The organism is Pseudanabaenaceae cyanobacterium SKYG29, assembly GCA_025055675.1.
Classification (GTDB): domain Bacteria; phylum Cyanobacteriota; class Cyanobacteriia; order Pseudanabaenales; family Pseudanabaenaceae; genus M5B4.
Window position 1 is genome coordinate 126,466 of record JANWWT010000005.1, and the last position, 22,726, is coordinate 149,191.

Annotated in this window: 26 protein-coding genes and 2 tRNA genes; 15 read left to right on the forward strand and 13 right to left on the reverse strand. The window is 50.0% G+C overall.

What is annotated here, in order from left to right; genetic code table 11:
- The first annotated feature begins 56 nt into the window (after nucleotides 1–56).
- The gene (locus tag NZM01_09355) at nucleotides 57–947 is read left to right on the forward strand and encodes an alpha/beta fold hydrolase (GenBank protein ID MCS6960242.1); all 891 of its coding nucleotides are present in this window, start codon (nucleotides 57–59) and stop codon (nucleotides 945–947) included.
- Here the strand turns inward: NZM01_09355 and NZM01_09360 are convergent.
- Genes NZM01_09360 through NZM01_09370 form a run of 3 tightly spaced genes read right to left on the reverse strand, consistent with a single transcriptional unit; the run spans nucleotide 909 to nucleotide 4,646 of the window.
- Entirely contained in the window at nucleotides 909–1,481 is a 573-nt protein-coding gene (locus NZM01_09360; GenBank protein MCS6960243.1) for a 5-formyltetrahydrofolate cyclo-ligase, read from the reverse strand. The genes NZM01_09355 and NZM01_09360 overlap by 39 nt on opposite strands.
- Nucleotides 1,463–2,539: a substrate-binding domain-containing protein gene (locus NZM01_09365; GenBank protein MCS6960244.1), complete on the reverse strand. Its 1,077-nt coding sequence runs from the start codon at nucleotides 2,537–2,539 to the stop codon at nucleotides 1,463–1,465. The genes NZM01_09360 and NZM01_09365 overlap by 19 nt, the downstream gene beginning before the upstream one ends.
- A gap of 34 nt (nucleotides 2,540–2,573) precedes the next feature.
- Nucleotides 2,574–4,646, reverse strand: a complete 2,073-nt coding sequence (locus NZM01_09370) for a hypothetical protein (GenBank protein ID MCS6960245.1) — start codon at nucleotides 4,644–4,646, stop codon at nucleotides 2,574–2,576.
- A gap of 39 nt (nucleotides 4,647–4,685) precedes the next feature.
- Between NZM01_09370 and NZM01_09375 the strand changes: the two genes are divergently transcribed.
- The 5 genes from NZM01_09375 (at nucleotide 4,686) to NZM01_09395 (ending at nucleotide 7,869) form a co-directional block, all read left to right on the forward strand.
- Nucleotides 4,686–6,275 (forward strand): 2-isopropylmalate synthase, encoded by a 1,590-nt coding sequence (locus NZM01_09375; GenBank protein MCS6960246.1) that lies wholly within the window; start codon nucleotides 4,686–4,688, stop codon nucleotides 6,273–6,275.
- 106 nt (nucleotides 6,276–6,381) lie between these two features.
- On the forward strand, nucleotides 6,382–6,765 hold the full coding sequence (locus tag NZM01_09380) for a response regulator (protein ID MCS6960247.1): 384 nt from the start codon (nucleotides 6,382–6,384) through the stop codon (nucleotides 6,763–6,765).
- A gap of 15 nt (nucleotides 6,766–6,780) precedes the next feature.
- On the forward strand, nucleotides 6,781–7,278 hold the full coding sequence (locus NZM01_09385) for a hypothetical protein (GenBank protein MCS6960248.1): 498 nt from the start codon (nucleotides 6,781–6,783) through the stop codon (nucleotides 7,276–7,278).
- Nucleotides 7,279–7,286: 8 nt separating this feature from the next.
- A complete protein-coding gene (locus NZM01_09390; GenBank protein ID MCS6960249.1) occupies nucleotides 7,287–7,511 on the forward strand; it encodes a DNA-directed RNA polymerase subunit omega in 225 nt (74 codons plus the stop codon).
- Complete coding sequence (locus NZM01_09395) at nucleotides 7,504–7,869, forward strand: DUF1818 family protein (protein ID MCS6960250.1); 366 nt, start codon at nucleotides 7,504–7,506, stop codon at nucleotides 7,867–7,869. The genes NZM01_09390 and NZM01_09395 overlap by 8 nt, the downstream gene beginning before the upstream one ends.
- On the opposite strand, the gene NZM01_09400 is transcribed toward NZM01_09395, so the two are convergent.
- Together NZM01_09400 and NZM01_09405 are read right to left on the reverse strand one after the other, a co-directional pair.
- Entirely contained in the window at nucleotides 7,829–8,569 is a 741-nt protein-coding gene (locus tag NZM01_09400; protein MCS6960251.1) for a diguanylate cyclase, read from the reverse strand. The two genes, NZM01_09395 and NZM01_09400, sit on opposite strands and share 41 nt — an antisense overlap.
- 22 nt (nucleotides 8,570–8,591) lie before the next feature.
- Nucleotides 8,592–8,665 (reverse strand) — tRNA-Arg (locus tag NZM01_09405).
- A gap of 130 nt (nucleotides 8,666–8,795) precedes the next feature.
- Here NZM01_09405 and acsF point away from each other — a divergent pair.
- From acsF to ychF, 3 genes are read left to right on the forward strand one after another with little or no spacing between them, the layout of a single operon-like run.
- The gene (gene acsF / locus NZM01_09410) at nucleotides 8,796–9,842 is read left to right on the forward strand and encodes a magnesium-protoporphyrin IX monomethyl ester (oxidative) cyclase (protein MCS6960252.1); all 1,047 of its coding nucleotides are present in this window, start codon (nucleotides 8,796–8,798) and stop codon (nucleotides 9,840–9,842) included.
- A 20-nt stretch (nucleotides 9,843–9,862) separates the two neighbouring features.
- Complete coding sequence (locus NZM01_09415; GenBank protein MCS6960253.1) at nucleotides 9,863–11,416, forward strand: glycine hydroxymethyltransferase; 1,554 nt, start codon at nucleotides 9,863–9,865, stop codon at nucleotides 11,414–11,416.
- A complete protein-coding gene (ychF, locus tag NZM01_09420; protein ID MCS6960254.1) occupies nucleotides 11,409–12,503 on the forward strand; it encodes a redox-regulated ATPase YchF in 1,095 nt (364 codons plus the stop codon). Before NZM01_09415 ends, ychF begins: the two co-directional genes overlap by 8 nt.
- A gap of 88 nt (nucleotides 12,504–12,591) precedes the next feature.
- On the opposite strand, the gene zds is transcribed toward ychF, so the two are convergent.
- From zds to NZM01_09445, 5 genes are all read right to left on the reverse strand, one after another.
- Nucleotides 12,592–13,980 carry a 9,9'-di-cis-zeta-carotene desaturase gene (gene zds / locus NZM01_09425; GenBank protein MCS6960255.1) on the reverse strand — a complete coding sequence of 463 codons (1,389 nt, stop codon included), beginning with the start codon at nucleotides 13,978–13,980 and terminating at the stop codon, nucleotides 12,592–12,594.
- A 40-nt stretch (nucleotides 13,981–14,020) separates the two neighbouring features.
- The gene (locus NZM01_09430) at nucleotides 14,021–14,662 is read right to left on the reverse strand and encodes a VWA domain-containing protein (GenBank protein ID MCS6960256.1); all 642 of its coding nucleotides are present in this window, start codon (nucleotides 14,660–14,662) and stop codon (nucleotides 14,021–14,023) included.
- 70 nt (nucleotides 14,663–14,732) lie between these two features.
- On the reverse strand, nucleotides 14,733–15,494 hold the full coding sequence (locus NZM01_09435) for an AsmA family protein (GenBank protein MCS6960257.1): 762 nt from the start codon (nucleotides 15,492–15,494) through the stop codon (nucleotides 14,733–14,735).
- Nucleotides 15,455–16,084 (reverse strand): guanylate kinase, encoded by a 630-nt coding sequence (gmk, locus tag NZM01_09440; protein ID MCS6960258.1) that lies wholly within the window; start codon nucleotides 16,082–16,084, stop codon nucleotides 15,455–15,457. Before gmk ends, NZM01_09435 begins: the two co-directional genes overlap by 40 nt.
- Nucleotides 16,047–16,346 (reverse strand): DUF370 domain-containing protein, encoded by a 300-nt coding sequence (locus NZM01_09445; protein ID MCS6960259.1) that lies wholly within the window; start codon nucleotides 16,344–16,346, stop codon nucleotides 16,047–16,049. The genes gmk and NZM01_09445 overlap by 38 nt, the downstream gene beginning before the upstream one ends.
- A 125-nt stretch (nucleotides 16,347–16,471) precedes the next feature.
- Here NZM01_09445 and NZM01_09450 point away from each other — a divergent pair, with 125 nt between their 5' ends.
- From NZM01_09450 to NZM01_09470, 5 genes are all read left to right on the forward strand, one after another.
- Nucleotides 16,472–16,957: a phosphoribosyltransferase gene (locus NZM01_09450; protein ID MCS6960260.1), complete on the forward strand. Its 486-nt coding sequence runs from the start codon at nucleotides 16,472–16,474 to the stop codon at nucleotides 16,955–16,957.
- A gap of 76 nt (nucleotides 16,958–17,033) precedes the next feature.
- A complete protein-coding gene (locus NZM01_09455) occupies nucleotides 17,034–17,393 on the forward strand; it encodes an NAD(P)H-quinone oxidoreductase subunit 3 (protein MCS6960261.1) in 360 nt (119 codons plus the stop codon).
- The gene (locus tag NZM01_09460) at nucleotides 17,384–18,133 is read left to right on the forward strand and encodes an NADH dehydrogenase subunit K (protein MCS6960262.1); all 750 of its coding nucleotides are present in this window, start codon (nucleotides 17,384–17,386) and stop codon (nucleotides 18,131–18,133) included. Before NZM01_09455 ends, NZM01_09460 begins: the two co-directional genes overlap by 10 nt.
- Nucleotides 18,130–18,666 (forward strand): NAD(P)H-quinone oxidoreductase subunit J, encoded by a 537-nt coding sequence (locus tag NZM01_09465; GenBank protein MCS6960263.1) that lies wholly within the window; start codon nucleotides 18,130–18,132, stop codon nucleotides 18,664–18,666. The genes NZM01_09460 and NZM01_09465 overlap by 4 nt, the downstream gene beginning before the upstream one ends.
- Complete coding sequence (locus tag NZM01_09470) at nucleotides 18,656–19,393, forward strand: pyridoxine 5'-phosphate synthase (GenBank protein MCS6960264.1); 738 nt, start codon at nucleotides 18,656–18,658, stop codon at nucleotides 19,391–19,393. The genes NZM01_09465 and NZM01_09470 overlap by 11 nt, the downstream gene beginning before the upstream one ends.
- Here NZM01_09470 and NZM01_09475 read toward each other — a convergent pair.
- From NZM01_09475 to NZM01_09485, 3 genes are all read right to left on the reverse strand, one after another.
- The gene (locus tag NZM01_09475) at nucleotides 19,370–20,899 is read right to left on the reverse strand and encodes an ABC transporter substrate-binding protein (protein ID MCS6960265.1); all 1,530 of its coding nucleotides are present in this window, start codon (nucleotides 20,897–20,899) and stop codon (nucleotides 19,370–19,372) included. The genes NZM01_09470 and NZM01_09475 overlap by 24 nt on opposite strands.
- A gap of 29 nt (nucleotides 20,900–20,928) precedes the next feature.
- A tRNA-Leu gene (locus NZM01_09480) sits at nucleotides 20,929–21,010 on the reverse strand.
- Nucleotides 21,011–21,054: 44 nt separating this feature from the next.
- Nucleotides 21,055–22,275, reverse strand: coding sequence for a phosphoglycerate kinase (locus NZM01_09485; protein ID MCS6960266.1), 1,221 nt, complete (start codon nucleotides 22,273–22,275; stop codon nucleotides 21,055–21,057).
- A 78-nt stretch (nucleotides 22,276–22,353) separates the two neighbouring features.
- On the opposite strand from NZM01_09485, the gene NZM01_09490 reads away from it, so the two are divergent.
- Nucleotides 22,354–22,722 (forward strand): universal stress protein, encoded by a 369-nt coding sequence (locus NZM01_09490; GenBank protein MCS6960267.1) that lies wholly within the window; start codon nucleotides 22,354–22,356, stop codon nucleotides 22,720–22,722.
- Nucleotides 22,723–22,726: the final 4 nt, after the last annotated feature.

Below are 22,726 nucleotides of genomic sequence, written 5' to 3' on the forward strand. Positions count from 1 at the left end.
ATAAAAAACCCTCCCGTAGATGCTAACATAGCCTGCCATTAGGGGCAAACTTTTCCATGGTTTACGGTCGTTTTTCTGTCCAAGGGCGGGACTGGCTATGGCGCGGCTGGCAAATTCGCTACCAATTCACGAGCGGGCCGGGGGAGGTGCCTGTTTTATTTCTCCATGGTTTTGGTGCTTCTGGCCGCCACTGGCGGCATAACTTGGGGGCGCTGGGGAGTCGTTACAGGGCTTACACCCTCGACCTACTGGGGTTTGGGGCGTCGGAAAAGGTCGCTACCTATTATAGTCTCGAGCTGTGGGTAGAGCAGGTGCACGACTTTTACCAGGGATTGGTGGGACAGCCATTGGTAGTGGTGGGTAATTCCCTGGGCGCTTTGGTGGGCTTGTTGTTTGCCTATCGCTATCCCCAAGCCGTGCGGGGAGTGGTAACGGTCAGCTTGCCCGATGTAGCGGAGATGGAACGATCGATTCCTGCGCCTGTCCGTCCCGTCAAGCAGTTTTTGGAGGGCACGATCGGGGGTGTATTGGCAACTCCCCTTTTTTACATATTCCGCCAACCCTGGATAATCCGCTGGGTTTTAAGTGGTTTTGTCTATGGGCACAAGCAACAAAATATCGATAGGGAACTAGTAGAAATTATCGCTAGTCCTGCCAGGGAGCGCCAGGCGGTGATCGCTTTCAACTGGCTGAATCGTGGTATGTCCCGCAGTCAGAGTATCCCCAGTGCGAAACAAATAATTCCTGCCCTCAAAGTACCCCTGTTGATTGTCTGGGGCAGTAACGATCGGGTCATTCCCCCTAAACCTGCGAAAAAGTTAGCCAGTTATTCCCCCCTAGCGGAAGTGGCTATCCTTAAGGGCTTAGGTCACTGTCCCCAGGATGAGGACCCCCAGCAGTTTAATCAATTACTTCTGGACTGGCTCGATCGCGCCGTCGTGGGCTAAATAGTCCATCGGTATATCCCAAGTCTTGACGCTGAGGACAGGGAGGATAAATTCCTGGAAGGCCGTCCCCACTTTGATGCAGTAAAGGTGACGGCACAAAAACCGATCGTAATAACCTCGCCCCGACCCCAGACGGTTGCCCCGCCGATCGAAGGCAAGCCCTGGGACTAGACAGAGGGTACGTCCATCGGGAATTAACACAGGGGTAGTGACAGGGGGTTCCAGAATGCCCCATTGGTTGGGAGTAAGGGGGGTAGCAGGTGTAAAGTGATGAAAAGACAGGTTTTCTCCTTGGCAGCGGGGTACAGCCCAGGTTTTGCTGGGGAAGGCTTTAATTAGAGGACTTAAATCAGGTTCGCCCCGATGACTGATAAAAGCCAAGACGAGCCGTGCCTGCTGAAACACCGACCATTGGGCAATCTGGTCACAGAGGGCAAGACTTTTTGCCTGGTGCACTTCGGCGGGGATTTGCTGGCGTTGTTGTCTGTAAAGTCGCCGTAACTCTTCGCGGTCAACTAGTTGCTGCGTTCCCATTGGCGAATGACCTCCGTAAGGATTTGCCGATCGGGCTGGGGTAAAACTTGCCCAGGAATTGTCACCGCTACACCAGGGATGTTTTGTGCCCAGGGACTATTAGCTACACTTTTGAGGTCAAAATTGTTAGCCACCGATCGGAAGCCGTACTGAGCAAATACCGCCTGTTGGGGTGGCTGTTGCAAAAACCTAATAAAAGTGCGGGCAGCTTCCGCCTGGGCAGGGGAGACACCTTCTCTAAGAATAGCAGCTGTAGAAGCCGTCTCGATCGTGGGGTTAGGGTAGTAAATTTGGTAGGGTTTGCCCTGGCTTTGGCTTGCCTGTTGCCAGCGGTGCAGAGCAATACTCTCATAGACCATGGCTATATCGGCATCGTTGGGACCGCGGGTGATAAATTCCTGCAGGAGAATATCAGTGGAGCGGGGGGGTTGATAGACCGATCGCTTAATCAAACTAAACAGCGCCTGACTCTCAGGGGAATTGAGACTGGCATTGTCCAGCCTGCCCAGGTGACTTTGCGCCCACAGAGCCAGGGTGAGTTGCCCACTGTTAGAGCGGGTAGGGTCTGTTGTGACAAAATCGAAACTGCCCCAGCGGGGATTGCCACCAATTGCGCCCCAACTGCCATTACTCATAGCGCGGTGGAGACTCCGCCAATCAAACTGCCCCCCAGGGAAAAGTACTTGGCCCCGTTCTGCCCAGGATACTGCCACCAGGAGAGTTTTGGCTACTGGTTGGGGTGGGTCATAGAAAGCATTGCCCCCGACGCGTTGCTCTAATTCCTTCAGCAGCTCCCCATTAGCAGGAATTAAAATCGTGGGCTGAAAATCATTCTTTTTATCCACTACTCTATTCACCAGCTCCTGCGACCCCTGTATCCTTACCTCAATTTTGATGTTGGGGTGTTGCTTTTCAAATGTCTGTTCCAATACTTTGAGGGGTTCTTCCAATTCTGAACCACTGACAATGATTAGGGTCTGCTGTAAGCCTGGTAGTGGAGCGTAGGCAAGCAATAAAGAGCCACCCCCAATTGCCAAGGAAGTGAGGACATTTCTCATAGCCTTGTCCCTTGTACCTGCCTAGATTCTAACCCTAGAAATTCCAAATTTCATAGCGTCCGTCTAATTCCGTTAAAATTTGTCCCCCTGTGTTACCAGGCAGAACCCCTACCCACTTACGGGCTGGCTGCTCCCTAATTGTGCTGTAAATTAAATCCCCTGTCTCTGTGAACACAGCTACCATGGGATAATAGCGATTACCTAAGTCCACCTGATCCTGCTGAATTTCCATCACTATCTCCGCTATACTATCCCCGTTGATGTCCGCTACCGTAACCTGCCACTCCTGTAAGCGCTGCTGAAAACTGGGCAAATCCAAGGAGACTTCACCAAAGGTCTGTAACTCCCCATAAATAGCACGCCCGACCCGATCGCTGACAATCGTCCCCAGCTCCCCCAAACGCTGGCGGGGTAACTGGCTCAAGCTACCCCCATTTACTACCACCATCGGTAAGCGGTTGCCCGCAATGCCCCTGCTGATGTACTCCGAACCACTAGCTAAAATTTCCACATTGCCAGCCTCATCCACCCAGATCGAGCGGGCAGTGACACTGAAGAAACTGGCGTAATCGGGGCGTTCAATTTCAATGACATTGAGGAGGGGTAACCGATCGAGGCTGAGGGCTTTCCAGACTGTTTTGGGGGAGCGTTGCCCAAATTCCGCAATAGGGGTATTTTGCCAAATTTTGCCATCCCTAATTGCCATGGGCGTTACCACATACCAGGTCTGTCCTACTGTCAGCTCGCCAGGGGGCAGATACCAACGATCGGTGGGAGTTCCTTCTAGGGGGACAAGGGTAGCCAAAAATTGCTGCGGGCGGATTGTGAGGGGAGCCACATCCAAGGTATCTAAAACCGCCAGATTTTCGGGGGTCGCCCTACTCCTTTCCCGCAACCAAGCACGAGCACTGGGGAGACCTTCCTTGACCATAACTATAATTGCCCCCCAGGCATAGGCACTAGGGTCATTATTCACTTGCAAACTCGCCTGTACCCTGCGCCAGAACAGCCTGTCATCCTTCTGTAGAAGATTGATGATACTACGGGCATTACTGTCACTGCGGGTTGCCAGGGTCAGGGCCTGAGCAAATTGCCCATCCACAAACAAATTGCGTACCTGTTCGCCCACATCCGTGAGAGCTTGTTGTGCCCGCTGGGCTGTCAGATTGGCATGGTAGGCAATGTAGGCGTGTTGCTCGCGAATTGGGATAGAGAGCTTTTCATCAGGTTTTTGCCAAATTTTCAGGGCAGGTGACCACAGACCCGCACGGGCAAGCAGGAGAGCGTTACTGTAAGTTTTACCCAGTTTGCCCCGTTCTGCCAGGGAAATGTTGCGCAGTTCATAGGGATTGCCTTTGTCCCCCGTCGGCACTACTCGTAAGATTTCTAAAAATGGCTCTGGCTCTAGGGTTTGGTCAATAACAATCTCTGCCCGATCGGGGACATTCGGCTTAGGTGGTAAGTTGATAACTTCCTGCCAGGTGGGCAATTTCCCCCCCGGACTGACCCATTCTGCCAACATATAGAGCCGGGGTTGGGGCTTCATCGTTAAGTGGAATATTAACCCGTAGACTCCATTGTTAGCTTTGCCGCTCGTTAAAAACCAGATTTCCTCTTTGGGTTGCTCTCCCTGTAGTTCTTGCAATTCCGTAAAGGGCCGGATAGGGTCATTGCCCCGCCCTGGGGTAGTTGCTTGGTAGCGTTGGCGGACAGCATCGATTGTGGACTGGCGCAGTCCCGTAACCTCCACCGCATCCACCAAATGCCATTTACCACGGAATTTGCGTGCCGCTGCCTGATAGAGACGAATTTGTCGCACCTCCTTTTTGTGGTTAAGTACAGGATAGAGAGCTAAATCCTTTATGCCCAAGGGGAACTGTTCCCCCAGGGTCAAATTAGCCCGCTTTAACTCATCTTTAATTTCCGCTAGGGATTGGGGAGGCGGCAACAATAACTCTTGCAATACTTCTGCCTCTGGTACACCCGTAAAATTGGGGTCCACAAGGGCACGCCAGCCCCAGGCGGTGACAAATAGCAAACCTGGTATACTAAGCCAGACCAGTACCTGACCCCAGGGTAGGGGAAAGTCCTTCACCCGAATTTTCATAGGTTAGAATTAAGAGGCATGATTTGTTAGGGCGACCGCATGGTAGACAGAATTCTCATTTTTGATACTACCCTAAGAGATGGGGAACAAACTCCTGGGGCTACTCTCAATGTGGAACAAAAGCTACTCATCGCCCAGCAACTGGCCCGCTTGGGAGTGGATATTATTGAGGCAGGCTTCCCCTATGCCAGTCCTGGGGATTTCCAAGCTGTGCAGGAGATTGCCCGAGTGGTGGGCACAGAGAACGGACCAGTCATCTGTGGTCTAGCCCGTGCTACTAAACAGGACATTGCCACCTGTGCCGAAGCCCTCAAACCTGCCCACCGTGCTCGTATCCATACTTTTATTGCTACGTCCGACATCCACCTGGAGTACAAACTGAAAAAGACCCGCGCTGAGATTTTACAAATTGTGCCAGAAATGGTCGCCTATGCCCGCTCCCTGGTCGAGGATGTGGAATTTTCTCCAGAAGATGCGGGGCGCTCTGACCCTGAGTTTCTCTACCAGGTCTTGGAATTAGCGATCGAGGCGGGGGCATCTACTGTCAACATCCCTGATACGGTCGGCTATACCACCCCCGCAGAATTTGGTGCCCTGATTAAAGGTATCAAGGAGAACGTACGCAATATCGATCGGGCAGTTATCTCCGTCCATGGTCACGATGACCTGGGTTTAGCGGTGGCTAACTTCTTGGAAGCAATTAAGTACGGGGCAAGACAATTGGAATGCACAATTAACGGCATTGGGGAGAGGGCTGGGAACGCTGCCCTAGAGGAACTAGTTATGGCCCTCCATGTGCGTCGCCAATACTTTAATCCTTTCCTCGGTCGTCCCCCCGAAAGTGAAGCTCCCCTCACCAATATCAACTTAAAAGAAATTTACAAAACTTCTCGCCTTGTGTCCAACTTGACAGGGATTCCCGTGCAGCCTAACAAAGCGATCGTGGGAGCCAATGCCTTCGCCCATGAGTCCGGTATTCACCAGGATGGGGTATTGAAGCACAAACGCACCTACGAAATCATGGATGCGGAATCGATCGGTCTCACTAGTAATCAAATTGTGCTGGGCAAGCTATCGGGGCGCAATGCCTTTCGGACACGCCTACAGGAACTGGGGTTTCACTTGACGGAACAGGAACTCAATCGTGCTTTTGTACGGTTTAAGGAACTGGCAGACAAAAAACGGGAGATCACTGATTGGGACTTGGCTGCCATTGTTAACGACGAAACCCAACACCTACCCCAAGCATACAAACTAGAGCACGTCCAGGTGAGCTGTGGTGACCACGCCCTACCTACGGCTACAGTAACAGTGTTGACCCCAGAGGGGGAAGAGCGCACAGATGCCGCTGTTGGGACTGGACCAGTCGATGCAGTCTATAAAGCAATCAATCGCGTGGTCAATTTGCCCAATCAACTGATTGAATTTTCGGTACAGTCGGTTACAGCTGGGATCGATGCTTTGGGAGAGGTAACCATCCGCATCAAGCATCCCAGTGGTGTGGTCTATGCTGGTCATGCCGCCAGTACGGACATCATTGTTGCCTCTGCCCGTGCCTACATCCATGCCCTTAATCGTCTGTATTTTGCCCTGAGCCAGGAGGAAACTGCGGCTACCAAAGTGATGTAATGTCAGGAAATTTAACAGGAATTGTCTTTGACAAAGTGATGACTCTGCTATACTGAATTCGACTAGCGGGAATAAGTAAGATAGATGTACGCATAGGAAGAGAAACATGACTAAGGTAATGGTTGTTGACGACAGTAGCACTATCCGAGAAGTAATGGCGGAGCAGCTGCGCAGTGGTGGTTTTGAGGTAGTAGAAGCCAGCGACGGCGTAGAGGCGGTGAACAAAATTAAAGCTCTCAAGGATGATGTGCCTCAGGTTATTGTGACGGACGTAGTCATGCCCAACATGAACGGCTATGAGTTTTGCCGCTGGGTAAAAAATAATCCTGCTACTAAAAATGTGCCAGTTATTATGTGTTCTACCAAGGGGGAAGCCTTTGATGAGCATTGGGCACGCAAAAATGGAGCAGCTGCCTATATCCGTAAGCCCTTTGAGCCAGTACACTTGTTGAATACAGTCAATGAGCTATTAGCTGCTACTAAATCCTAATATCTGAGCCTTTCCATGCGTAGCTTACTTCTAGTTCTCTTTGCTACTCTCCCTGTGCTAGCTCAGCCCAACCAGCCCAAACCCAATGCCCTTACTGGTAGTGTCTTCAGCTTCGCAGGGGGAAATCGCTTGGTGGCAGAGTCAATGGAGGCTGCTACTCAACAAAAGTATGATGTTGCCATTGCCAAGCTGATGGATGCTCGCCAAGTATTCAATCAGTTATCCAATTTCTATCAGGACTTAAATGCCAGTTTTGCAGGTATCGATAACCAAATTGCCGACAGCCATCGCCGTAAAGCCCTAGAGGCCGCTCAACTGCGGGATCAGTCCACTTTCCAGCTGGCAGTGGTCTATCGTGCCAATAATCAACCGGAACTGGCTATTCCCCTGTTGGTGCAGTTAATTCGCAGTCAACAGCCAACTAGGGAGCTAGGACAGAAGGCTTACCAACAATTGTTTGAGCTGGGGTTTGTCGATGAACAGTTTCCCCGCCCGTCTGCTACTGGCAAATAGGAGGAGCTATGGCAAAACGATCGAGTGTGGATTCTTTGCTAGTAAACCGCCGCATGGAGGAATTGATTAATAGTGCTGCCAATCGTTACCGCATTACTCTGCAGGTGGCAAGCCGTGCTAAATCCCGCTATTACCGTGACCAAGAGGACCAAGACCGCAGTGTCAAGCCGATCGTGCAGGCAATTCTGGAACTAGCAGAGGAGCAGAGTCAACCGCAAATTTTGAGTGATTGAGGTAGGTAGGGGTTGGCGGTACGGCTATCGGGAGGGTGGTATTTACGTTGGCTTGCTGGGGGGCGAGGACTGGGCGTTTGAGGTTACTGAGGCGGAATGGCAAGAGTTCTGGCAATTGTTTAGCCGACTGGTAGATACGATCGCCTGTCTTGCCGGTGAACTAGTTGACCAAGAAACCTTTAGGTGCGAGGTGGAGGGAGAGTTATGGGAATTGGAGGCAGAGGGGTTGCCCCAGTCCTGGCGATTGCGTCTACAGACCCGATCGGGGCGCAGGGCAGAGGGATTTTGGTCACACCAGGCAGTGGCAGAAGTGTGGGCTAAAAGGCAACTTCCACCCGGTCCCGCCCTAGGCGCTTAGCCTGAAACAGAGCTTTGTCTGCCTTCTGTAACAACGCCATAGGCAGGGTACCGCGCTGGGGAACTTGGGTAGCTAGTCCAACACTGATAGTAACCCGATCGGTGACAGAGGAGCCCGCGTGGGGAATAGCTAGATACTTGACAGCCATACGCATAGATTCTGCCACTTGCCACGCTCCCTGCAAGGGGGTATTCGGCAAAACAACAACAAACTCTTCCCCCCCATAGCGACTGGCAAGGTCAATCGGGCGGCGAATAGACTGGGCAATCGCTTGTGCCACCTGTTGCAAGCACTCATCCCCCGCTTGATGCCCGTAGAAATCGTTAAAGGATTTGAAATGATCTACATCGCACACCAACAAACTCAAGGGTAAACCCTGGCGCATCATTTGCCGCCATATCCGATCGAGGTACTCCAACAACTGACGACGGTTAGGTAACTGGGTCAATTCATCAATCCCTGCTGCTTCCCAAGCTCTGCTGATAGCCGAAAATAACTCCTGTTCCACCGTATCAGCATGGCTGACCATGACTTCCAACATCGTCTCCAGGTCATAGCGTTCCATCAAAGCCAGCTCCAAAGCTTCTAGCAGGTGCCGCTCCATTTCCCGCAGAGTCTGATTCTCCTGCGTCAGGTGTTCCACTTGCTGTCTAAGCATCTGGTTTTCAGCCCGTAGCTCCATCAATTCCTCAGACTCCATAGGTAAAGCCTTCTCAGGAAGACGGGCGAGGAGGGATTCGAACCCCCGACACCTTGATCCGTAGTCAAGTGCTCTAATCCACTGAGCTACACGCCCACAGGCTTACTATTGTAACGTCTAAGTCCCCTCTTGCCAAGACATTTCTCGAAATTTTCTTAACTCTTCTTAACACCAAGGTTGGGCAAATACTCATAGACTAGAATAAAAGTTAAAATACAGGGGCATTATGGTTGCAACTCCAGTCAAAACAGCGACAGAGCGCAAAGAAACAATTCTAACACCGCGGTTTTATACTACTGATTTTGAGGCGATGGCAAACCTCGACATCAGCGGCTACGAGGCTGAATTTGAGGCGATGCTGGCGGAATTTCAAGCAGACTACAACCGCCGTCACTTCGTGCGGGACAAAGAATTTGAACAGTCCTGGGCACACTTAGACGAAAACACCAAAGCCCACTTCCGTTTCTTTCTGGAAAGTTCTTGTACGTCTGAGTTTTCCGGCTTCCTGCTGTACAAGGAAATTGCTGTGAGAATTAAAGAGAAAAACCCGATCGTGGCTGAGTGTTTTAATTTAATGAGTCGGGATGAGGCGCGCCATGCGGGGTTCTTGAACAAGGCGATGCAGGACTTTGACATGGTGTTGGATTTGTCAAATTTGTCCAAGACGAAAAAGTATGTTTATTTTGCACCCAAGTTTATCTTTTACGCCACCTATCTGTCGGAAAAGATTGGTTATTGGCGCTATATCAAAATTCATCAGCACCTAGCGGCTCACCCGGAAAACCGTATCTATCCCATTTTCAAATTTTTTGAAAGCTGGTGTCAAGACGAAAGTCGGCACGGTGACTTTTGTAATCTGCTGTTGCGCACAGAAAAACAGAACATCGAAGGTTGGCAGGCAAATTGGTGGAGTCGTTTCTTCCTCCTGTCGGTGTTTGCCACCATGTACCTAAATGATATGTGTAACCGCAAGGAGTTCTACGAAGCTCTGGGCATGGATACAGAGGCATATGTCAAGGTGGTAATTAGGGAGACGAACCGCGATGCCATGAAAGCTTTCCCTGTGGTGTTGAACGTTGACCACCCTGATTTCTGGGCACGATTGCAGGCTTGCATTCCCCATATGCATCAAATCAACCGCATTCAAGCAGGGGATCAGCCCCAGTGGCGGAAAGCGATTGCTAAATTACCCCATCAGTTGTTTCTAGCCTGGCAGTTCCTACGATTGATGTTGATGCCACCGATCGTTGCACCCAAGGGTGCCATCCTGTAGGGGTTCCCCCTGGCAGGGATATGTTAAGATTATCTAGCCCTGTCGGAGAAATTAAAGTGACATCTGTTGCCAGTTCTAGTTTGTTAGAACAGTACCTAGCGGCAGCTAACGGTAAGCGGGATACGGCTGCCATTGCTTTCTATGCCGCACTTGACCATGTCAGGGCAACTTCCCCAGTGGTGGCAGAGGCGATTCTCAGGGAACTACGGGACCAACGATCGAACTTAAAGCTAATAGCCAGCGAGAACTACTCTTCCCTGGCGGTTCAGCTTGCCCATGCCAATCTACTGACGGACAAGTATGCGGAGGGTTATCCCTTCCATCGCTTTTATGCAGGCTGTGAGAATGTGGACAGGATCGAGGCAGAAGCCTGTCGTCTGGCGCGGGAATTGTTTGGGGCGGAATATGCCTATGTCCAGCCCCATTCGGGAGCAGATGCCAATCTAGTGGCATTTATGGCAATTCTATCGAGTCGGGTGCAAATGCCCCTACTGGAGAAACTGGGCTACAAAGACCCCACTAACGCCCCCAGGGATATATGGAATCAAATTCGGGCAGAGGTGGGTAATCAGCGCTTACTGGCATTGGACTTTGCCTGTGGCGGACATTTAACCCACGGTTATCGCCGCAATATTTCTGCCCAATTGTTTGATGCCTATTCCTATGGTGTGGACCCCGAAACCTACCAAATCAATTTGGATGCATTGCGTGCCCAGGTACAGGAGGTCAAACCGTTAGTGCTATTGGCAGGCTATAGCGCCTATCCCCGTAAAATCAACTTTGCCAAGATGCGGGAAATTGCTGACGAAGTGGGGGCAGTGTTCATGGTGGATATGGCCCATTTCTCCGGTCTCGTGGCGGGGAAGGTGTTTACAGGGGACTATAACCCTGTTGCCCATGCCCATATCGTGACCTCTACTACTCATAAAACTCTACGCGGTCCCCGCAGTGGCATCGTGTTAGCAACAGCGGAGATGGGGGCTTGGGTGGATAAAGGTTGCCCCCTGGTGATTGGTGGCCCCTTGCCCCATGTGATGGCAGCTAAGGCGGTGGCTTTCCAAGAGGCTCTTCGCCCTGAGTTTGTGGAGTACGCCCATCAAATTGTCAAGAATGCCCAAGCTCTGGCAGAATATTGCCTGCAGGAATCCCTACCAGTGCTCACAGGAGGGACAGATAACCATTTGCTTTTGATCGATGTCTCTCAGCGCTACGGTATTACAGGACGACAGGCAGAAATGGCTTTGCGGGAATGTGGGATTACTCTCAACCGCAATGCGATCCCCTTCGATCGGAATGGGGCTTGGTTTACCAGTGGTCTGCGGATCGGTACACCTGCTGTGACTACTTTGGGGATGAAAGAACCCCAGATGGCAGAGATTGCCCGCCTGCTAGCAGAAGTACTACCCCATGTACAACCCGATCGTGCCCCTGACGGGAGTCTGAGCAAGGGCAAGTACAGTTTAGATGCCCAGGTAGCGCACACTGCCAAACAAAAGGTTAAGGATTTATTGCAGCAATTTCCTCTCTACCCCGAGTTAAATTTGCCTGATTTGCCAGTGACCCAAGATGCTTAGAGCGGGAATTGTGGGACTCCCCAATGTGGGGAAATCAACTTTGTTCAATGCCTTGGTGGCGAATGCAAAAGCAGAGGCAGCTAATTTTCCCTTTTGCACGATCGAGCCTAACGTAGGTTCGGTAGCGGTTCCTGATGAACGGTTAGAAGTTTTGGCAAAGTTGGGCAACTCCCAGCAGATTGTGCCAGCGCGGGTGGAGTTTGTGGATATTGCGGGTTTAGTGAAGGGAGCAAGTAAGGGGGAAGGCTTAGGCAATCAATTCCTAGGCAATATTCGTAACTGTCAGGCGATCGTCCATGTTGTGCGTTGTTTTGACAGTGATGACATTATTCATGTGGAAGCTAGCGTTGACCCCGTCCGCGATATACAGATCATTAACCTTGAATTAGCTCTGGCTGATTTGGCGCAGATTGATAAGAGACTCGATCGCACGCGCAAAGCCGCACGTACTGGTGCTGCGGAAGCCAAGCTAGAACTAGAGGCACTGGAAAAGGTGAGAGCTGTACTCGACGAGGGCAAGCTAGCGCGGCAAGCTCCCCTGACAGAAGAAGAGAAAAACGCCCTCAACTTCCTGCAACTGCTGACTATGAAGCCGACGATTTACGCTGCCAATGTAGCAGAGGATGATTTAGCCACGGGGAACCAGTATGTCACCCAGGTGAGAGAAATTGCCCAAGCGGAGAATGCAGCAGTGGTAGTGGTATCAGCCCAGGTGGAAGCAGAACTGATGGAATTGACACCCGAAGAAAGAGCCGACTTTCTGGCTAGTTTGGGTGTAAAAGAGGGGGGATTAAAGTCCCTGATTCGCGCCACCTATAAACTGCTGGGATTACAGACCTATTTTACAGTTGGGGAAAAAGAAGCTCGTGCTTGGACAATTCCTGTGGGAACAAAAGCACCCCAAGCCGCAGGTGTAATTCACTCCGATTTTGAACGGGGGTTCATCAGAGCAGAGACAATCAGTTACGAGGAACTGGTTAAGGCAGGTTCCATGAAAGCAGCGAGGGAAAAAGGGCTAGTGCGCAGTGAAGGGAAAGATTACGTTGTGCAGGAAGGAGATGTCATGTTGTTTTTAACGAACGTCTGAAATAGGGAAGATTTTTCATTATTTACTTTTCAAAAATCACTGTACTAGCACTCAGTCTGAAGCACTCTTATCCGTTGCATTAGTGCATTTACTTGCTAGCTAAAACTGCTTGGGCACACAATTTGCCTGACAAAGTTGCCCCTTCCATACTGTCAATGTAGTCTTGCATTGTGTAACTGCCAGCCAAGAAGAAATTGGGAATCGGTGTATCTTGGGTGGGACGATAGGCATCCATCCCTGGGGCTTCCCGATACAGAGAACCCGCAATTTTAACCACATTTGACCAGAGTAATTTCATGTGTTTGGATTTAGGGTGAACCTCATGGACTTGTTTTAGGGTATGGGCAACAATTTCTTCATTACTCATGGGCATAAATTTGTCGCCAGGTGTCAGTACTAACTGCAACAATGAACCCTGCCCCTCTTTGCGGTAATGGGTAGGACTGGTAATTGCTAAGTCTGCATAGGTGGAAAAGTCTACTTTCACCGCATAGAGTAAATTGTCGTAATCTGTTACCCAATCATCAAAGCGTAGTTGTACTGTGACTACAGGCACGGCTGTTAACTTGTAAATCCGATCGAAAAATTCCCAGCTCCGCCATTCTGGGGGCAATAATTTCTTCACCCCTGGCACATCAGCGGCACAGACATACCGATCGGCAGTGATTATTCTACTATCACCCTCTCTGCCCACCTGTAGACCTGTAACCTGAAAAGTATCCCCTAATTTTTCGTAATGAATGGCACGGGCACCTGTTTTGGTATAAATCTTACCCCCCCGCTCCTCAATATATTTCCTAATTGGTTGGTGGAGAAACTCATTGGGTGCCCCCTCCAACATTCTGAGGACTGATGCCTCTGTTCTGGTGGCAAAGAAAAAGAAAATAGTTAACATACAGCGGGCAGAAATGTTTTTACAGTCAATAAAACCTAGACCGTAGGCAATTGCGTTCCACATATTTTCAATACTGCCCATAGACCCGCCGTGGGCTAAAAACCAATCTTGGAAACTAATATCATCTAAAGCTCTAATTTCCTTCATTGCCCCTACAGGATCGAAAAGACCGCGAATTAGGGGACTGGTAGCAAGAGCAATGGCGTTCTGCAATTTATCCCGCCAGGACAGTTGATTGGTAGTAAAAAAAGCTTTTAGTCCGTGAAAAGGAGCACCACCAAAATTACGAAAATCTAGGTCACCAATTTTTTCACCCGCTTGAATAAATCTGTGATTGTGTTCCTTGAGGAGGAGATGGTCTAACACCCCCACCTTGGCCATCAAGGCAAACAGATTGTAGTAACAACCAAAGAAGACATGCAGACCCATCTCAATGTGATTGCCATTTTTGTCCCGCCAGCTGGCTACTTTTCCCCCAATAAAAGGACGGGCTTCAAAAATTTCCACCTCACATCCCTGTTCTACCAGCTCTACAGCTGTAGACAGACCAGCCAAACCAGCACCAATGATAGCAACTCGCATGTTTCCTCAAGGCAAATTTACATTCTCTATGTTAGTCCTTCTACTCCGTATCTTGGCGGTCTTCTTCATCGAAGCTGAATTTCTTCTTTTCCCCACTACGATATTTGGATGTCTGCCGCGATAGGGATGTCCACATCCGTTGCTGTCCTTCACTACTAGAGGCAAATATCAGAGAAGTGTCGTCACTCACACCCATCTGCTGTACGTCTTGCATTGACTCCAAGGTGGCGCTTAAAAAGATGAACTCCCACCTATCTTTTTCTTGTTTCTCCCGAATCATTTTGGCTACCTGTGCTCTGGTAAATTCCTGACTGGCATTTTCATATCCGTCGGTGATAATCACCATCATCACTTTGCTGGGGGCACCCTCCGCTGCTAATCTGGCTAAACTTTGCTCTAAGTCATTGATGCCCCGCCCGATCGTGTCATACAGGGGTGTACTAGCTCTGGGGACATAGGTTTTACGATCGAGTTTAGGTACGTCTTTAATTGGCTTGAAATGATGGATAACTTCGTAGGGGTTCTGGGAGTCAAACTGGACTAGGGTGAGAGTGGCATTGCCCCCCTGCCGTTGTTGTTCGCTGAGGAAAGTGTTGAATCCCCTGATCACATCATCTCTAATGGTCTGCATGGAACCTGTCCGATCGAGGATGATAGAAATGTGGGTGTAATCCTGTACCATAATCTCTCCTCCCTAAGATTGTTTTATTGTAATCTGTTTATGCCTGAACGGACACAAAATTGACAATTGTTTAGGGAACAGAGAACCGATCGATTTGTTCTTGTAAAAATTGTAGGGGATCATTTTTGAGGAAGGGCAAGTCAGGCAGTCTGGGTAAATTTTGTTGGATACGTTCACGATTTTCCACAATTACTGTGCGCAGAGTTTGACCGACAAGACGAGTGATATATTGGTCTAAAATTACTGCCCCTATATTGTCGGATGTAACATTTTTAAGGGCGATATTGCTCAGGTTAAACTCCCGATCGATTTTCTGGTTGAAAAATTCTAAACGCAGGTTGGTGTTAATTTGCCCGATCGTAACCTGCCCAGAGCTAAACTTTTTCTGCTGAGAGTCATCCCCATTTTTAGGCGGATTAGCAGCTTGTTTCTCTTGCACATATTTGACAATTTCACTGATGTTACCCCTAGACAAACTCTGTTCTACATTGATATTCCAGGTATCAATCTGAAAGTTAGTAATTTTTACCACAGGCTGAAGTAAGGATAGGGGTTCAACAGTGATATTTAAGCCACTAATTTGCATGAAATAGGGTTTGGTCAAACCCGTGGGATTACTCAAATTAATTTGCCCAATACTGAGCTGACCTTGGAGGGGATTGAGTTGCACTTTTTCAATTTGGGTAGGTGTACCCAAGGCTCTGTCGATCGCCTCTGCCAGAGTGACTCTGACCAGTTCTCCAGCCCGCAGCCAGATAAAACCCAACCCTACAACCAATGCTAGAGCTAGCCCTAAGACAAACCAGAGGAGGAATTTGCCAATTCTTGCCATGTTTCTTCTCCAAATATAGCGGTTTCTAATTCTGCTACTGCCTCTTCCAAATCATCATTGACAATCACACAGTCAAATTCATCCATGGCTGCCATTTCAATCTCGGCGTGGGCTAATCTTTTAGCGATCGCTTCTTCTGAATCCGTTAGACGTTTGCGCAGCCTTTCTTCCAATACAGACATGGAGGGGGGAGCAATAAAAATGCGCAGTGCCTCAGGAAAAGTTTGGGCAATTTGGCGTGCTCCTGCTAAATCGATTTCCAACAGCACCCACTTACCTTTGGCGATCGTTTCTTCCACTTGTTGTTTGGGTGTACCGTAGAGATTATCAGCGTATTCTGCCCATTCTAAGAAAAAACCTTCTTGTTTTGCTTGCTCAAACTTACCCCTATCCCAAAAAAAATATTCCCTGCCATCGACTTCGTGCGGGCGGGGCGATCGGGTGGTCACAGACACAGATAGTTGGAAGAGGTCGGGGTAGCGTTGACATAGACGGGAGAGGAGTGTCCCCTTGCCTACACCGCTGGGACCTGTAATTACAATTAACCCACCCTTATCGACTCTTGCTGCTGTCTTTGGAGTCATGGGCATCTTTGGCTTCGTTGATTTCCTTGCTCAGCATAAAACGGTTAGCTACGGTTTCCGGCTGAATGGCAGATAGCACAACGTGGGAGGAATCAGTAATGATCACAGCGCGGGTGCGTCTACCATAGGTAGCATCTATGAGCTGTCCCCGTTCTTTGGCATCACTGATAATTCTCTTGATCGGTGCGGACTCAGGGCTGACGATCGCAATCACTCGATTTCCAGACACTATGTTTCCAAAACCGATGTTGATAAGCTTGATGTCCATAAAAGCAGGGGAAAGCGCTATCTACAGCTATATTACCTGAATTTGCCCTCCCCTCCTCTCCCAGCTAGCTAAAATTCTTTGAATTGTACTACACTGGCTTAGCTGCTGTAATTTTTCCCCCATCAATGTCAAGTAGAAAAGTAGTCAGTTGGTCTGAATATCACTGCCTTATCGAAAAACTAGCCTACCAGGTTCACCGATCGGGCTATGTCTTTAATGGTATTATCTGTTTGGCGCGGGGGGGATTAAGGGTAGGAGATACTTTATCGCGCATTTTTCACTGCCCCCTGGCAATTCTTGCTACTTCTTCCTATCGCGGACAGCAGCGGGGGGAATTAATTATTGCTAATTCAATTACTATGACAACTCCCACTTTGCCCGATCGTCTACTATTGGTGGATGATCTAGTGGATTCAGGGGAGACAATTATGCAGACCCTAGCATGGCTAAAATCCCGCTATAGGATTACAGAGATGCGAACTGCTGTGCTATGGTACAAAAGCAAGAGCAAATATCGCCCTGACTATTTTGGGGAAGTGGTGTCGGACAACGTATGGATTGAACAGCCCTTTGAAGCCTATGAGAATTTCCAGTTTACCGATTCTCTATAGTCACGATTAGGGAATTTGATACCCATTGGGCTCGACCTGTGTTTGAATAGAAGGGGAGCGATGGAGAGGTTAAAACTTGGTTCTACAGGGTTACGGCTATCTACTAGTTTTCACATTGGTCTGTATTTTGGTGCCAGGGTTAGCTTTGGGTCTATCGTGGGTCTTACGTCCCAAGGCGGTCGGTCCTGGCAATTTCACTACCTATGAGTCGGGCTGCGAGCCGATCGGTGGTGCTTGGATTCAGTTCAATATCCGCTACTACATGTTTGCCCTAGCGTTTGTAATTTTTGACGTAGAAACTGTTTTTCTCTACCCCTGGGCGGTGGCATTTAACCAACTGGGGCTGTTTGCTTTCATTGAAGCATTAATTTTTATTGCTATCCTAGTATTAGGTCTTGTCTACGCTTGGCGCAAAGGAGCTTTGGAATGGTCTTAAAGGCAGAGAATGTCGGTTTGGATTTTAGTATCGATGAGCAAAAGCAGCGGCTGATTAACCCCATCGAACAACCCCAGGTTACGCAGGATTTGTCCAACAATGTTATTTTGACTACCCTCAATGACCTTTACAACTGGGCACGGATGTCCAGTCTCTGGCCGCTACTTTATGGTACAAGCTGCTGCTTCATCGAATTTGCGGCAATGATTGGCTCGCGGTTTGACTTCGATCGGTTTGGGCTGTTGCCCCGTTCCACCCCCCGCCAGGCGGACTTAATTATTACGGCGGGCACGATTACGATGAAGATGGCCCCTGCCTTGGTGCGCCTCTACGAACAAATGGCTGAACCCAAGTATGTGATTGCCATGGGGGCTTGCACAATTACGGGAGGGATGTTCAGTACGGACTCCTATACTGTGGTACGCGGGGTAGACAAGTTAATCCCAGTGGATGTGTATATCCCTGGGTGTCCCCCCCGTCCAGAAGCGATTATGGATGCCATTATCAAACTGCGCAAAAAAATTGGGGCAGAGGGATTTGCCCAGAGGGCACAGATTGAGCGCACTCACCGCTATCACACTGTTCGCCACGAAATGAAGGTGGTTGACCCCATCCTCACAGGCAAATATCTGGAGGCACCGACCCGATCGACCCCACCCAAAGAACTAATGGCAGCTGGTATTCCCCTACCTGCCCTGGAAGCAATCAAGAAAGAGCAAGGAGTGGAAGTGGAGAGATGAGCGAGACACCAGAAACCAATGTCCACGGGGAGGAGGGGCAGCAGGGAGCGATCGTTAGCCCCCCCAAAGTGTCTGAATGGCTGCGGCAGAACGGGTTTGACCATGAATTTCTAGGGCTGGATCATCAGGGGGTTCCCATTCTTAAAGTCCAGCGGGAATATCTACTGCCCTTTGCTACGGCGCTTTACGCCTATGGGTTCAACTACCTCATGTGTCAGTGTGGCTATGATGCTGGTCCAGGGGATGACCTAGTCAGTGTCTATCATTTAGTAAAACTAAGTGATGATGCCGATCGTCCTGAGGAGGTACGGGTAAAGGTGTTCTTGCCCCGCCATGACCCCCGTGTTCCTTCCGTTTATTGGATTTGGCGCACGGCGGATTGGCAGGAGCGGGAAACCTATGATATGTACGGCATTATCTACGAGGGACATCCCAACCTCAAGCGGATATTGATGCCTGAGGACTGGGTAGGTTATCCTATGCGCAAGGATTACATTACCCCGGATTTCTACGAACTGCAGGATGCGTACTAAACCCACCCTGGGCGTTAACATTGACCATATCGCTACCATTCGGCAAGCCCGCCGTACTGTAGAGCCAGACCCCGTAGCAGCTGCAGTGATTGCGGAGTTAGCAGGGGCAGATGGGATTACGGTGCACTTACGGGAAGACCGCCGTCATATCCAGGAACGGGATGTGCGTCTATTGCGCCAGATTGTCCGTACCCACTTGAATTTGGAGATGGCTCCCACTGCCGAAATGGTGCAAATTGCCCTTGACATTCGTCCCGACTACGTAACCCTCGTACCGGAGCGACGAGAGGAAATTACCACGGAGGGCGGGCTGGACGTGGTCACTCAGCAGGACCATCTACAGGAAATTGTCTTTGCTCTCCAGAGGCAGGGCATTCCTGTCAGTATTTTTATTGACCCCAATCCCACTCAACTAGAAGCTGCTGCCCAGGTCAAAGCTAAGTTTGTAGAATTGCACACTGGCACCTACGCCAATGCGGAAACGGAAGCCGATCGAGCTAGGGAGCTAGAAGTGCTCTACAAAGGGGCAGAGACTGCTCTAAGGTTGGGACTGAGAGTCAACGCGGGACATGGTCTGACCTACTGGAACGTACAACCGATCGCCTGTATACCTGGGATGGAGGAACTGAATATCGGGCACAGTATTATCAGTCGGGCAGTTCTGGTGGGACTCGATCGGGCAGTGCGGGAGATGAAAGCTCTGCTAGTCAGTGATCATGCTACTTAAATCCAGGAGTTGGTTGCTATTGAGGCGCACACCTCTGATATAGGAGTGGGAGAACACATACTCACGATTCTGCCACAGGGGAATAAAAGGCACATACTCGGCTGTGAGGGTTTGTATCCGATCGATTATTTCCCGCCTTTTGTCTGTATCTTGTACCTGGCGTTGCTGTTTAACTAGGACATTCAGTTCTGGCTCAAAAAAGAAAGACCCCTGGAAGGCACTGCTGCCCTCTACACAGATATTATTCTCCTGGCGCTCGCAGGTTAAAAAGGGTTGCAAGAAGTTATCGCTGTCCAGAATATCGGGCACCCAATCAAATAAAAAAGCGGGATAGACCTTCGCCTCGATCAGAGCATAGGCAGTAGTGGGTTCAACGGGTTCTAACTCCAGCCTCAGCATTCCCCCCAAGTCCCGTGCCAAAGCCGCTTTGAGCGTAGTAGCAATTAGGTCACCGTTGCCACCGTAGCGGGGGGAGTACCACAAACTAATTCGGGCAGGGCGATCGGGACTATACCCTGCTTGCCTTAATAACTCTTTGGCTTGCTGGACATCACGATAGAAAACAGGACGGGATTCCGGTAAAGTCGTTGGTAACAAGCTGTAGAGAGGCGCACGCTGTCCCATAAACACCCGATCGGCTATCAATTCGCGGTCGATCGCCAATGCCAAAGCCCGTCTGACCCGCACATCGTCGAGGGGGGGCTGGGTGACATTCAAACTCATGTACAAAATAGTGGCACTCTCTCCCTCCACTACTTGCCACTGCTGGCGTGCAGCTTGTCTTTGCAGGTTCTGAATTTGATAGGGACTGAGGGTCTGCCAAGCAACATCCACTGCCCCCGTTTTGAAGGCGTTGAGCAAATTGGCACTGGAGGAAAAGAACTGAATGTCAATACCCTGATTTTTCACCTTTTCCCCCCAATAGTTAGCAAAGGGGCGGAGCCGTAAAACCTGACCTGGCTTGTACTCCGTTAAAACATAGGGTCCCGTGCCAATCACTCGATCGGCAACAAATTCCTGCTGTTGTTGATAAAACTGAGGCGATACTGCCCCTGCCCCAGGAAACGCCAGTAACTTGAGGAAAAAGGGCACAGGCGTTTTGAGATGAATGACCAGGGTGTAGAGATCAGGGGTCTCTAGGCGATCGATGACGTCTTGCAGTAAAAAACTGGGTGCCCCTCCCTTTGCCATAAACCGCCGCAGGGAAAAAGCCATTGCCCCACTGTTAAAATCCGTACCATCATGGAACTTCACTCCGCGCCGCAGGGGAATGCGATAAACCAAGCCATCGGGACTGACCTGGGGGAAATCTGCTGCTAACTGGGGCACCACCGCTGGAGAATCGGCGGAGTAGGTGTAGAGCCGATCGGTGACATAGGCTAGAACATTGCCGGCGAAAAACTCATAAGCATCGGCAGGGTCGAGGGTGCGCACTTGGCTAGTGGTACCAACTACAATCTGCTGCCGCGCTACCCGGTTGACCCCACACCCCTCCAGCAACAGCAATAGAAGTAAGAATAGAGCTAGCCACTGAGTGCGGAACGGGAGACTCGAACTCCCAAGCCTTGCGGCACATGTACCTGAAACATGCGCGTCTACCAATTCCGCCAGTTCCGCATCACTGCAGGTTGCATTCTCTATCTTAACTCAAATTTTGTCAACTAGGCATCACTGAGAGCAGCAATCCCTGGCAGAACCTTACCTTCGAGGAGTTCTAGGCTGGCACCACCCCCCGTGGAGATATGGCTCATGCGATCAGCAACCCCTACCTTTTCTACCGCTGCCACGGAGTCGCCGCCGCCAATGATGGTAATAGCTCCCTGACTAGTGAGTTCAGCTAGGGCATGGGCGATCGCTTCTGTCCCCTTGGCAAATTGGTCAAACTCAAATACCCCCATCGGTCCGTTCCAGACCACTGTTTTGCAGCCAGCCAGGGCTGCCTTAAAGGCGGCTACGGTTGCCGGTCCAATATCTAGGCCCATCCAATCAGGGGGAATATTCTCAATAGAGACAACTTGGGCATTGGCATCAGGGGCAAATTTATCGGCGACTACCACATCCGTTGGCAGGAGTAATTCTACCCCCCGTTCCTTTGCCATTGCCTCTAGGGATTTAGCTAACTCCAGTTTGTCATCTTCTACTAAGGATTTCCCCACCTGCAAGCCCCGCGCCTTGAAGAAGGTAAAAATCATACCACCCCCAATCAGTAGCTTATTGACTTTCCCCAGGAGCGATTCAATCACGCCAATTTTACTGGAAACTTTGGAGCCACCCACGATCGCTGCTAGGGGACGCTGGGGGTTATCGATAGCACCACTGAGGTATTTCAACTCCAGGTCCAACAGAAAGCCCGCTACAGCAGGCTGGAGAAATTGGGCCACGCCAGCAGTAGAGGCATGGGCACGGTGGGCTGCCCCAAAGGCATCATTGACATAGACCTCCGCTAAACTAGCTAACTGTTTGGCAAATTCCAGGTCATTAGCTTCTTCCTCTGGATGAAACCGCACATTTTCCAACAGTGCCACATCCCCATTTTGGAGACTCCCCAATTGTTGCGCCACTGCTTCGCCAATGCAGTCATCGCACTTAACTACGGGCTTTTGCAGCAATTGGGACAGACGTTCTGCAATGGGGTTGACGCGCAACTTATCCTTAGCCCGCTCGGCAAAGGTATCCCCCTTGGGTCTGCCTAGGTGGGTAACCAGGATAGTTTTTGCACCGGCATTGATCAAGTGGTTGATAGTGGGTAAAGCTGCCCGAATGCGGGTGTCATCGGTAATGGAGCCATCATCAGCCTGGGGTACGTTAAAATCTACCCGCACTAGTACCCGTTTGCCTGCCAAGTCCTCCACCTTGAGATTTGCTAAAGTTTGTTTCGCCACGCTTAAATTTCCTCCACAATAGTAGGGATATAAAAATTTATTTGCTACCGTAGTAGTTGCTTTTGATTGTAGCGAATCATGTTCCCAACGATTCTCTTTGCTGTGGATAGTAGTTTGGAAGCCCGTCAAGCCGTCCCGATCGTGGTGGGTCTGGTCAAAGCCTTCCACTCCCGCCTGCTACTGTTGTCCGTAGTTGATCCCGAAGAGAACGATCGGGAAAAGGTAGAGAAACTCCTGGACAATGCCCGCCAGTTATTTGAGACAGAGGGGATTACCGCCGAAACGAAATTAGGGGAAGGTAAGCCTGCCTTTGTGATTTGTGACGTAGCTGATGAACTAAACTGCGACCTAATCATTATGGGTACTAGGGGAGTAAGCGAGACAAGAGAGAGTGTCAGTCAGCGAGTGATTACCCTGTCCCCCTGCCCAGTTTTGGTAGTACCATGATAAA